This is a genomic window from Methanococcoides sp., assembly GCF_030594565.1.
Lineage (GTDB): Archaea > Halobacteriota > Methanosarcinia > Methanosarcinales > Methanosarcinaceae > Methanococcoides > Methanococcoides seepicolus.
In genome coordinates, this window is sequence record NZ_JAUVEY010000059.1 from 1 (window position 1) to 12,296 (window position 12,296).

Below are 12,296 nucleotides of genomic sequence, written 5' to 3' on the forward strand. Positions count from 1 at the left end.
ACCATAATAATTATTATCATATATCTATATTTCTATTTACATAATGGCTATTGCTTTGTTTTTATTCGAAAAAAGGATATATTGTCACAGATTCCGTAAAAACAGATTTTCCTATTTACCATTTAATTTGAAGAGGATACATCAAATGAACAAAAATTCACAGAATGGTTTAAAAGGAAGTACTGTAATCAGTGTCTGCTTAGCTGCGTTCCTTGTCGCATTTGCAGCAGTTCCCGCTCAGGCGCAGCAAACAACGGTTAGTTTAACTACTCCGGAACTGGTAAAAGGAAGTACGGCTTATGCTGCACTCGAAATTGATAATGTTAACAACCTTGATGCAGGTCAGTTTGACATGTCATTCAATTCAGATGTTCTGAAAGTTGTTAATGTTGAGGACGGGAGTATTGAGGGAACGAAGATACCGGTACAGTGGCGTTCAATTGATGGTGATGCGGTCAGGGTGATCTTCAATCTGGAAGGCGTTACTGGAATAAGCGGCTCCGGACAACTGGCCAGGATCGGGTTTGAAGTGATAGGCGATGGTGAGAGCAATCTGCTCATTTCCAGCGGACTGCTCGGTAACACTGAAGCCAACAGGATCGATACGGACTGGGGAGTTACTACTGCGTCAGATGTGCCAGAATCCACGCCTGGATTTGAGGCAGTGTTTGCTCTTGTGGGTTTGATCGCAGTTTTCTGTTTGGTTACGTTCAGTAGAAAATTGTAGAGTTGATATGTATGACAGGTAACAATTTCTTGTTCGGGCTGGTCATAACTGCAATCTTACTGACCTGTGTGCCAGCATCAGCAGCATCCGACTACACACTTGACATCTTCGGCAACGCGAATGAGGATGACACCATAGACCTAAAAGATGTGGAATATACCGCATCCGTCGTTTTAGGACTTGATGATCAAACACAACTTGCTGATGCGAAGTATGATGGTGAAATCGATATCCTTGATGTGACGCAGATCGAGCTGATCATACTGGGACGGGAGAAGGAGATGACGTTCCTTGATATCTTCGATGAAGCCGTGACTGTCAATAAACCGATTAAGAGATTGGTGAACATGGGTTGGTATGGTGTTGACATGGCACGGACGCTTGGTGCGAGGGACATACTCGTTGCTGTTGGCGTTGTAGATTATTCAGAAAAACCGGCTTTTTACCCGGAGATCGGCAAGTTGCCGATTGTTGCTCCGGGAAATGAACCTGACTTTGAAAAGATACTCAGCCTAAATCCTGACGCTGTTCAGGTAAATATAGAGGATATAAGTCATGTACTAAGTGGGGGAAAGGAAAAAAAGGAGATGTATAAGGAAAAACTTCCAGGTATCCCGATTATTTGTCTGAACATGCGTGAACCAACTGTTTTACCAAGCAGCCTGAGAGTATATGGACATATTCTTGACAGGGAAAACGAGGCTGAAGAGTTCATTGAGTGGTTTGAAGGATACGGCAGCAAATTCAAAGCTCGAACAGAGGGACTTTCAAAGGATGAGAAGCCGAAAGTATGGATTTGGTGGTGGGGATCAGGGCGTTATAGTTGCAACTGTCCGGGCAATAGAGTCGACCAGGCTCTTGTTATAGCCGGCGGAAGAAACATTGCTGAGGAAATCATAGGCCCAGATCATCCAAAATATGGTGGATATAGTGTTGATGTAGAGTCTGAGTGGATGATTGAGCAGAATCCAGCGTACATTATCGGTTTGGCGTGGGGATCAATGGCTGGCTATGCAACGGATGATCCATCGAAAATGGCATCATCGGTGGAAGAACTCTTAAGCCGACCTGAGTTAGCTAAGACCGACGCGGTGAAGAACAAGCACGTCTACTCAATGGAGGCTACATTGATTGGTGGAGGAGGTGCTTACCCCATCGGCATCGCATACATGGCAAAGTTGCTCCACCCTGATCTCTTCATGGATATAGACCCAGAAGCAATACATCAGGAATATGTGGACAAGTTCTGTTACGTAGACTTCAACGTGAAAGAGCAAGGCGCATTCGTTTACCCACCTTTTGAAGAATGGCCGTAGTAGAAAACACAGGAACAGGCAGTTATGCAAGTGAACGATACAAAAAATTTGACGGGAGAGACTTTTTATTTTCTCCCTTTTATTTTTAAACGTATAGGAAAGTATAAACGCATTTGTTTATCTTGCTACTGAAATTAGATACATGATGAGAAAAACATCACACTTCAATTTTGCCCCGAAGGGGCTTTCTCGAATAGACGGAGAACATGAATAAATGAATCTTGAGAATATACTTGAAAACGCAAAAGAACGTGAAATCAGTAGAGAAGAAGCGTTATATATCTTTCGAGAGACAAGAACGTATGATAAGATGATACGGTTGTTTCAGGTCGCCAGTGAAGTAAGAGACAGGGAAGTAGGGAAAATATTCAAGTTACATGGTTTCTTGGGACCACTTACCCCTTGCACCGTGAATCCTCCTTGTAAATATTGTTCTCAATATAAATCATTGTCAGTATTAACCTTAGAAGAGTTCTCGACGGGCGCAAAGTTGATAGAAGAAACTGGCACAAAGGCCGTAATGGTTTTTGGGGGGACCGTAGTAGGGAGTGATGTTACGGAGGTCGTTGATGTAGTCAAAGCTATTAAATCTGTTAGTAAATTAGATATATTAATAGACATTGGTCCATGTCTTTCTGAGGAAACACTGATAGAGTTGAAGAGATTGGGTGTAAAAGAAATCGGTAGCGCCTTTGAAACAATAAATAAAAAGTTGTTCAGAGAAGTTAAACCTGGGGACAGTTTAGAGACGAAACAAAAGTTTGCCGAAACAATCGACAGCATAGGACTAAGATTATACACTGTTATGATGGTAGGGCTGGGAGGTTATTATTCTTATAAAGACTATATCGATCAAATGTTTTATTTGAAAAGATTTAAGAACCTTTGTCTTAGGGTCGGGGGTTTTAATCCAAGTATAGGAACGCCTTTGAAAAATCACCCTCCTGCATCGCCATTAGAAACAGCTAGAACTGCTGCAATAGCCAGATTGATTCTCAGAGATATAGACATCCGTATAGCTGTCCTTGACTCTCTTTCATTATCTATACTATCTGGTGGTAATCGAGCATACTTAGGAGCTTCCATTTATAAAGCAGGAGCAATGCGGAGATCATCTTGGTTTGTAGGTGAACGAAAAATAATTGACGATTTGGAATTGTTTAACCCTTTACCCGCTGTCACAAAATTTGTAAGAGAGGCAGGAATGAAAGTTGGATAAAGGATTTTTCACGATGAAAAACCGACGAAGCGACATTAAAACACGCCTACTGCTGCGATGTGTTTTTACATCTGCTGATACCATCTTGGTGCTTGCAGATATGATGTGTGCTACGGCACAAGGTGATGCGGTTGAAGCGACCACTGATTCTGACGGTGTTGCATTGATCAAACTGGATAAATCTGGCAACTGGATGTTCAAGGTCAGATACGCTGATCTGGGCAAAGGCATTGAAGATCAGTATGATGAAAAGGTAATCACTGCGGTTCTCACTGTTATGGGAATTCACTAAAGAGATTGATATAATGGAAAATAATACAGGAGTATTGGTACTCGGACATGACAGTTCACTCCCGTTTAACAAAGAGGTTGTGAATGCTGTGGCTGACATGATAGGAAAATGCAATGAAAATACGGTCGTTAAAACCGCATTTTTAAATATTGATACTCCAACCCTTCATGAAGAACTAAAAAATTTTGAAGGAACTGGAGTTAACAGGATTGTAGCACTGCCCTGTTTCCTGACGCCAAGTGTTCACACCACAAAAGATATCCCGCGAGTTCTCGGGATCGACGAAGGTAATAACCGGACTATGATCCAGCTTGGTGGGGCTGACATCGAACTTCTGTATGCAAAGCCGTTGGGTGCGAATCCGTGCATAGCAGGTATAGCCTGCAAGAGGATTGGGGATGTTCTCAATGATCAAACAGGTATGCCAGACGGGGCGCAACTCTGGGAGCAGGGAATGCGGGAGTCCATCTGGATGGATGATATCGCTCAGCAGGCAAACTCGGTCAACGAATACTGGGATGATCAATCTCCAAGCTATAATCGTGGACATGATGCATATCGCTCACCTGTTGTTGACAGGCTAAAGAAGTATATCGATACAACTACAACAGTACTGGACATCGGTACTGGCACAGGAGCACTTACGATACCACTGGCTAAAAAAGTCAATAAGGCGAAGCTCTTCAGAAAGGGTGGATTCGAAGATGCATCGATTTTCAAGATGGAGGGAATGAGCAAGATATCTTCAAAAAAGCGGGAAGAAGTTCCACTAAGATATAAACTTGCATGGGTGACTTTTACGATCCTGTATGGTACTACATCAGGGCTTGTAAACCTGAGTAGGTGATAATATGAATGATGTGAAGAGTAAGATAAAGGAGTACTGGAATGAGAGATCATCAACTTTTGACTTCTCCCCAGGACATATCATAGCTAGTAGAAAGGAGAAGGAGGCATGGAAATCTATTCTTCAAAAGAAGATCGGTGGAGAGTCCCGAAAAATCCTCGACATAGGCACTGGCACAGGTTTTCTCTCAATTATGCTTGCTGAGCTGGGGTATCGGGTTGTTGGCATTGATATATCAGAGGAGATGTTGGAGAGAGCAAAGAAGAAAGCGGTGGATCGAGCTGTTGAAGCCGAGTTCAAGCTGGGCGATGCTGAGAATCTATTCTTTGAAACCGGATCATTCGATGCAATCGTAAATAAAGCAGTCCTCTGGACTCTTCCCAACCCGGAAAAGGCACTTGCTGAGTGGAAGCGTGTCTTGAAACCTGGTGGAAGACTCTGCTTCTTCCTCCATGAACGACACCCTGATGGAATAACACATCAATTCCGTAGACAGCTTGGAAATCTATATATTCTCATTGCAGAGAGAAGAAATCCGTGGAAATCGCTCTATGACAGTGGGAAATTTGAAGCAGAGCTTCCCTTCAGGGGTGGTGTGGAGCCGTCTGTGATAACAAAGCTTCTGGAGGATACTGGATTCAAGGGAATCTCTGCAGAGCCGATGGTTGAGATAAGCAGGTTAAAAATAGAGAGGATGCCTCTATATTATAAAATTTCAGTCAGCAATCATGTTCAATACTGCTATACTGCTGTTAAACCGAATGGTGGTGAATGAAATGAACTATGAAGATGGATGGGACTTCAATAAAGCATCATGGCCCATAGTGACACTCATAACCGGCACGCTTGCATGCTGTGTCCCGCTGCTCATGATGAAGTCATGGGACCTTAATGTGATGGGGGGCGGAGATGAGACCGCGACGAGTCTTGGTGTGAATGTCAGGCGCGTCCGGATCGTTACCATGGTGGTTGCAACTCTGCTGGTCGCATGCATCGTGTGTTTCACAGGTACAATCGGAGATACCAGTGTTCTGGATATATCCGACGGATTGCTTGTTGATACATGGGCAGAGGAGATACTTTCAACATGGATTAATGATGAAGTGACTGTGTAATATCTTAATAATATATGTAAATTGATAAAATAAAACCATAATGGAGTAATAAATTATGAAAATAAATGCAATATTGGCTGGAATAGCCATGAGTTTGTTGCTGCTGACATTGCCAGCCGCAGCATCAGACTACACGCTTGGCATCTTCGGGAATGCAAACGAGGATGATACGATAAACATGCAGGATGTGACATACACCGAACTGATCATACTCGAATACAAAGATGCGACAGAACTTGCAGATGGTAAGTACGATGACAGAATCAACATGCAGGATGTAACGCAGATTGAGCTGATCATACTGGGAAGGGAGAAGGAGATGACGTTCCTTGATATCTTCGATGAAGCCGTGACTGTCAATAAGCCGATTAAGAGATTGGTGAACATGGGAAGTTCTGGTACTTTGGTAACGCGGATGCTCGGTGCGCGTGACACTCTCGTTGCTATTGGCAATTATAGATTTTCAACAATGCCAAGCTTTTTTCCCATTATCGGCAAGCTTCCAGTTGTTGGAACGGATAGCTCAAACATTGACTACGAGATGATATTAAGCCTAAAACCTGACGCTGTTCAGACAAATTTTGAGCTCACATATTCAGCTAAAGTGGAATTAAAGAGGGAGCTTGAGGAAAAGCTCCCAGGTATGCCGCTTATTTCTTTGAACATGCGCCAAACAGAAGTCTTTCCACAAAACGTAAGAACGTATGGATACATTATGGACAGAGAAGACGAAGCTGAAGAGGTTATTGCTTGGTTTGAAGGATATATGAACACATTCAAATCTCGAACAAATGGACTTTCAGAGGATGAGAAGCCCCAATTTTATTTTGAACCTGGTAGTACGGGTGCGGGGTCTTACTACGGTGTTGCTTCGGGTAGTAGTTACGCTCAGGCGGTTTTACGGGCTGGCGGGAGAAATATTGTTGATGAATTAGTAGGTCCAGACGATTCAAGATACACATGGGCTATCATGGTAGATCCCGAATGGGTGATAGAGCAGCAGCCAGAGTACATATTTAGAAGCCTGTGGGAACAGCAGGGTGCTGGCTATGAGACGGATGATCCTTCAGCATTTGCAGCAGTGAGACAAGAAATTTTGGACCGTCCCGAATTGGCTAACGTCGATGCAGTGAAGAACAAGCGTGTTTACGTGCCATATGCCCGTCTTATGGTGGCTTCACCAACCGGTATTATTAGCACCGCATACATGGCAAAATTGCTCCACCCCGATCTCTTCACGGATATAGACCCAGAAGCAATACATCAGGAATATGTGGACAAGTTCTGTTACATAGACTTCGATGTAAGGGAGCACGGTGTGTATTTTTATCCACCACCAGAAGAATGGTAGCAGTGGATGGCATAGCGATGGAGAAGAGCACTACAAAAAGTTTGGAGAAAGTTGTTTTTTTTTCTCTCCATCTCATTTTTATTTTTATTAGGAGGAGTGAGACACGAAAGAAATAATCAATGAATACTGGAGCAAGGGTGCAGGTAGTTACAGCAAGTATGTAAGGCGTGAGATGCATTCGAGGAGAGAAAAGAAGGTGTGGCAAGAAATTTTTACGGGAGTATTTGGAAAAGAAAAACTTAAGATATTGGACGTTGGAACTGGACCTGGAATATCTGCAATTCTTTTGATAGAATTGGGTCATGATGTCACAGGGATGGATCTGTCCGAAGTAATGTTAAAAAATGCAAGGGAAAATGCAACAAGATTCGATCTTCCGGTAGATCTTATACAGGGGGATGCAGAGAAACTGCCATTTGAGGATGGATCATTCGATGCGATCTTTAACAGACATGTTCTCTGGACACTGCAAAACCCTGAGATGGCAATTGCTGAATGGAGAAGGGTTTTAAAGTCAGGTGGGAAGATTGTGATCATTGATGGGAACTGGGATGATTACAAAAGGATAATATATAAACGAATTTGGCAGATTTTTTTGGCTTCACCTCTCATTTTGATCACAGACCAATATTGGCCAACGATCTGGCGTCGTAAGCGTCGTAATCATACTTTCAACGATATACGCTTACCGATGAGAGATGTAAAACGTCCAGATACGGATATAGAACTCCTTAAAACTGTTGGATTTATCAATATCGAAGTTAACAAAAAAATACGAATGCAGTACAGCCTTCTTAACCATCTAAAATATGGCTACCAAGGCAATGGCTTTCTGATAAGTGCTATAAAAGGAGATTAAAATAGCAACAATAGAAAGGTGAATTAAAATGATAGATGAAAAAACCGAAATACAAACACACACTGAAACCGCTGTACCGTCCATCAGAGACCTGAATTACCCCATCACGACGATGGGGCATGCAAGGGCTTACTCTATGTTTCCTCTTCATAGACAGGTGTTAAATAATGGTAAGATACGAGGACAGCTTGCTGTCGCAAGAGCGATACAGGGATGTATCCCGTTGATACACGGACCCAAAGGATGCGCTTTTCAAACAAAGATGTGTGCGATGAAGCCGTGGGATAACCACATTCCTACACCCTGCACCGACTTTACAGAGGTAGAAGGGATATACGGAGGCAATGAGAAGTTAGAAGAAGGCATAGTCGAGACATACAGGAAATACAAACCCGAACTGTTAATGGTCATCTCGACATGTGCATCAGACCTGACTGCTGACGATTTTCCTGACATTGTGGAAAAAGCTAAAAGGAAAGTACCATGCGATATAGTTTACACGACTGGAACGCGTACGGAAAGGCGGAGAAGGGTTGGAGATCAGGATGCGCTCTATTCAATAGCGGATCAATTGCTTGAGGATTGTGATAAGATAGAGAACTCAGTTAATCTAATTGCCTACGCAGGTTTCCCCCCTCCCCGGAATCATTATTCTGAGTTTGCCGAGATGCTTACAGAATCAGGAATAAACGTAAATGGGATATATTTCGATTCGAATACCGTTTCTGAGTTGAAGGCGATACCGAAAGCAGAGCTCAATATCAACGGCGGGCATTTTTCATGGGCTGAACTTGCAGAGAAGAAATTTGGAACCGATATTATGAACTTAGCGGTTTTGATGTACAACCTTGAAGAGATACCATTTGGAATAGAGGGTACCTTAAGCTTGCTTCGAAGAGTAGGTGATTACTTTGGTCTTGGGGGAGAAGTTGAAGCTGCGGTAAGCAGCCGTGCACAGGAAGCAACGCTTATGGCAGATAAGTATCGCAAGCGAATGCAAGGGATGCCCATAGCTATGCAGGGCATCAGTGCTCCAGAAGCTATCATGATAAGAGATCTTGGTATGAAATGCAAGGTGCTTACCTTACGATTTAGCAGGGAACGGGGAAATATGAGTAACTCAACGCTCAAGTGGCTTGAAAAGCGTATTCTAAGATTTCTGAGCATGTATCAGGAAGAGGAACCAGAGGTTCTGATAGACCCAACAATTGAAGAAGAACTGAGAGTTTTCAAGAAGCATGATGTTAAACTCGTTATGCCAAGCGCTTACGCACATCCATGTAGATATGCTGGTTCAGGCTTTCCGGTATTTGTGGATCGGTATACGCGGTATCATGGGTATCATGGTCACGATTCCATAGGGTTCAGGACGACTATGGACGTTGGAGAGGACATATTATGGAGTATGGCGAACGGTGTTGGCAGGAATACTCTTCTTTCACTTGTTGAGTATACTGATGTATGGCCAAGGTTTAATAAACACTGGGAAAATCTTGCGGAGTTATTTCAGGAACTATGGTATCATGAGGTACCTAACGAGCTTAAAGTATAAAAGGAGGCGAATGCAATGGTATTAGACCCAATAACAAGTGATAGATTTACAGGAGCTGTAAGAGCTTTTCATGGAATAACCGATGGATTTGTTGTACTTCATTCTCCTTCAGGATGCTATGCCGGCATGTTCTATATGAAAGCACTTTCCGATCAATCCGATGTGAGAATGACATTTTCATGTATGCACGCGAGGCATCTTGTGCACGGAGCTGATTATCTGGCACAAGAGGCTGTAACAAGGGTATACAAGAAGTTCAAACCCAGTTTTATAGCCCTTATCGATTCTGCGGGTCCTGCTATGCTGGGTGATTTTCTTGAACCTATCGTATGGAGTGCCGAAAAAGAGGGTATTATGTGTCCGATTAGCTATTTCGGTGGCGCAGGATTTTCTAGTTCCATGCAGAGCGGATACGAGGATTCGTTGGAATCTCTTGTGAAATTTATGAGTAAAGAACAAACTGAAGAAAGGTCAATAAATCTACTTGGACTGCATACCGACGAACCGAGGTGGAGGCAGGACCTTGTAGAGATTCGAAGGATGTTAGCCACAGCAGGATTGAAGATAAACTCAGTTCTTGCAGCATCCACGTTCGAAGAGATCGTACTTGCTCCAAAGGCTTCTCTGAATGTGGTTCTGGGTGGGGAAGGCTTAAAACTTGCCAGAAAAATGGAGGAAGAATTTTCAACTCCGTACATCGTTGTGCAATATCCTTATGGTTTGAACGGCTCTGAAAAGTTTCTCAGGGATATATGCTCAGAGCTTAATGTCAAAATCGAAGATGAGGTTATAGAGAAGGAGAGAAGAATGATCGGAAGACTAATAGAGAAAACCGTTTTCCAACTTCAGGGAATTTACGGACTGGCTTGTTCGGTTGTTGGCGATTCATGCAAAGCACCGCCTCTTGCGGCATTCTTGAATTCCGAACTGGGTTTAGCTGTTGATGTTCTTGCCATAACATCAAAGAATGATTATTGTGACAGGACATTAGAGACACTAACATGTGCAGATAACGTGATGATCGAACCTGATAGGTCAGGCCTGCTTGATAGGCTGGAACATGGAGACACCCAATTACTATTCGGATCCACATTCGATAAAGGAATAGCTCATAAAATAGATGTCCCCCTGATCAGATGTTCATTTCCTGAAATGGATCACATTTCTTTAACATCTGTTCCATTCGCTGGTTTCAATGGAACTGCAACATGGATAGAAGAAATAATAAACGCTCTTAGCGGGATGTACAAGGAGAACCCTCTTCTGAGTGTTGATAATAATGGAGGTGTATAAAATATGAGACAGATAGCATTCTATGGCAAAGGAGGAATTGGCAAATCCACAATCTCCTCAAATATAGCAGCTGCTCTTGCAGAGAGTGGTCTAAAGGTTATGGTGATAGGCTGTGATCCGAAACATGACTGCACTCGCAATCTGTGTGGTGGGAATGAAGTTCCCACGATACTGGATACTATCAGAAATGCTGATCTGGAGCGGTATGGCGTAAAGGAACTGATCGAAGGGATTAGAGTAATTGAACTGGAGGATATCGTCATAAAGGGTTACAGGGGAGTATATTGTGCTGAGGCCGGTGGCCCGAAACCGGGAGTCGGATGCGCAGGAAGAGGCGTGATAGCAGCAATAGAAACTCTGAAAAGACTTAGAGCCTTCGAAATACTAAATCCGGACATCGTGCTATATGATGTATTGGGAGATGTGGTATGTGGGGGATTCGCCATTCCCCTTAGAATGGGACTTGCCGATGAGGTTTACATTGTCACAAGCCCTGATTACATGTCACTCTATGCAGCCAATAACATCTGTATGGGAATCGAGGAATTTGTGGAAAGAGGAGGCTCCCCTGTTGGAGGAGTGATCTATAATGTGAGAGGAGCTGTGGATCTTGAAGAGGTCGTTTCGGACTTTGCGTTAAAGTTGGGAAGCAGGATAGTTGGGAAGATACCTTCCAGCACATTATTTTCCGAGGCTGAAGTTGAGGAAAAGACGATAATAGAGTATGCGCCTGACAGTGAACTGGCTAACCTATTCAGGAAACTTGCATTGAATATCTACGAAAATTGTCATGTGAGTAAGACTAAATCTCTCAATAACGACGAGATGACTGTCCTGGCATCTATAATAGGAGATAGGACCAGAGCCTGAACTATTAAGAAATCGGAAAGTCCGGCGATTTGCATAAACACAAGTCTTAGGTGTAGAACTCTGGAATAGAGCGGCTCAAACGTGCAGTGAATCGAGTAAGTATTATCGATTTGGTGACTGCGGAGGATGTCGAAGTCTAGAAGATGGCAAAAGTCATGAATATCTGATAAAATGAATCCGATATAAAAATGGAGCAACAGCATGGTAAAAACAAAACATTCGCTGGTAACAAAGGAAGAAATTAAAGAACAATATAATAAGTTTGTTGGAAGAAAGATATTCTTTATTTTCTTCTTTTCAGCTTTGATTATCATTGTATCGGGCATATCCACATCACTCGGATCTGCTGATCTCTCTATATGGGAAGCTTATTCTGCGATACTACACAAGTTCTTCCCGAATTACTTTGAGTCAACCTGGCTTGCAGATGTGTGCGTGTGGAACCTCAGGCTTCCCCGCATACTCATGGGTATCGTGGCAGGTATTGGTCTTGGTGTTGCCGGTGCAGTGATGCAGGCAATACTCAGGAATCCGCTTGCAAGTCCCTATACGCTTGGAATATCCTCTGGTGCCGGATTCGGTGCATCGCTTGCGATCCTTGCAGGTGCTGGTGTTGTTGGTGGGAAATATCTTGTCATAGGCAATGCATTTGTATTTGCGCTGTTATGTTCCTTTATCATTCTGGGATTATCAAGCCACAAAGGCGCAACACCGGAAACCATGATCCTGGCTGGCATTGCGATGATGTACCTGTTTGGTGCGATGACAACGATACTCCAGTACTTTGGCGAGGCAGAGGCTGTGAAAGAAGCGGTGTTCTGGATGGTTGGTGACCTTGACCGGTCATCATGGCCC

Annotated in this window: 13 protein-coding genes; all 13 read left to right on the plus strand. The window is 43.2% G+C overall.

What is annotated here, in order from left to right; all coding sequences use genetic code 11:
- Nucleotides 1-145: 145 nt before the first annotated feature.
- Nucleotides 146-727, plus strand: coding sequence for a cohesin domain-containing protein (locus QAS77_RS06430; RefSeq protein ID WP_305064524.1), 582 nt, complete (start codon nucleotides 146-148; stop codon nucleotides 725-727).
- A gap of 11 nt (nucleotides 728-738) precedes the next feature.
- The gene (locus tag QAS77_RS06435; RefSeq protein ID WP_305064525.1) at nucleotides 739-2,043 is read left to right on the plus strand and encodes an ABC transporter substrate-binding protein; all 1,305 of its coding nucleotides are present in this window, start codon (nucleotides 739-741) and stop codon (nucleotides 2,041-2,043) included.
- 214 nt (nucleotides 2,044-2,257) lie between these two features.
- The gene (locus QAS77_RS06440) at nucleotides 2,258-3,262 is read left to right on the plus strand and encodes a radical SAM protein (protein WP_305064526.1); all 1,005 of its coding nucleotides are present in this window, start codon (nucleotides 2,258-2,260) and stop codon (nucleotides 3,260-3,262) included.
- A 13-nt stretch (nucleotides 3,263-3,275) separates the two neighbouring features.
- Nucleotides 3,276-3,554, plus strand: a complete 279-nt coding sequence (locus QAS77_RS06445; RefSeq protein ID WP_305064527.1) for a hypothetical protein — start codon at nucleotides 3,276-3,278, stop codon at nucleotides 3,552-3,554.
- Nucleotides 3,555-3,567: 13 nt separating this feature from the next.
- Nucleotides 3,568-4,401, plus strand: a complete 834-nt coding sequence (cfbA, locus tag QAS77_RS06450) for a sirohydrochlorin nickelochelatase (protein ID WP_305064528.1) — start codon at nucleotides 3,568-3,570, stop codon at nucleotides 4,399-4,401.
- A gap of 4 nt (nucleotides 4,402-4,405) precedes the next feature.
- Entirely contained in the window at nucleotides 4,406-5,176 is a 771-nt protein-coding gene (locus tag QAS77_RS06455; RefSeq protein WP_305064529.1) for a class I SAM-dependent methyltransferase, read from the plus strand.
- Between the two features lies 1 nt (nucleotide 5,177).
- On the plus strand, nucleotides 5,178-5,516 hold the full coding sequence (locus tag QAS77_RS06460) for an iron chelate uptake ABC transporter family permease subunit (RefSeq protein ID WP_305064530.1): 339 nt from the start codon (nucleotides 5,178-5,180) through the stop codon (nucleotides 5,514-5,516).
- 55 nt (nucleotides 5,517-5,571) lie between these two features.
- The gene (locus QAS77_RS06465) at nucleotides 5,572-6,867 is read left to right on the plus strand and encodes an ABC transporter substrate-binding protein (RefSeq protein ID WP_305064531.1); all 1,296 of its coding nucleotides are present in this window, start codon (nucleotides 5,572-5,574) and stop codon (nucleotides 6,865-6,867) included.
- 172 nt (nucleotides 6,868-7,039) lie between these two features.
- Nucleotides 7,040-7,726 (plus strand): class I SAM-dependent methyltransferase, encoded by a 687-nt coding sequence (locus tag QAS77_RS06470; protein ID WP_305064532.1) that lies wholly within the window; start codon nucleotides 7,040-7,042, stop codon nucleotides 7,724-7,726.
- Nucleotides 7,727-7,754: 28 nt separating this feature from the next.
- The gene (locus QAS77_RS06475) at nucleotides 7,755-9,278 is read left to right on the plus strand and encodes a nitrogenase component 1 (protein ID WP_305064533.1); all 1,524 of its coding nucleotides are present in this window, start codon (nucleotides 7,755-7,757) and stop codon (nucleotides 9,276-9,278) included.
- A gap of 15 nt (nucleotides 9,279-9,293) precedes the next feature.
- Nucleotides 9,294-10,571 carry a nitrogenase component 1 gene (locus QAS77_RS06480; protein WP_305064534.1) on the plus strand — a complete coding sequence of 426 codons (1,278 nt, stop codon included), beginning with the start codon at nucleotides 9,294-9,296 and terminating at the stop codon, nucleotides 10,569-10,571.
- Nucleotides 10,572-10,574: 3 nt separating this feature from the next.
- Nucleotides 10,575-11,441, plus strand: a complete 867-nt coding sequence (locus QAS77_RS06485) for a nucleotide-binding protein (protein WP_305064535.1) — start codon at nucleotides 10,575-10,577, stop codon at nucleotides 11,439-11,441.
- Nucleotides 11,442-11,642: 201 nt separating this feature from the next.
- The coding region (locus QAS77_RS06490; protein WP_305064536.1) for a FecCD family ABC transporter permease at nucleotides 11,643-12,296 on the plus strand (654 nt) is incomplete at its 3' end.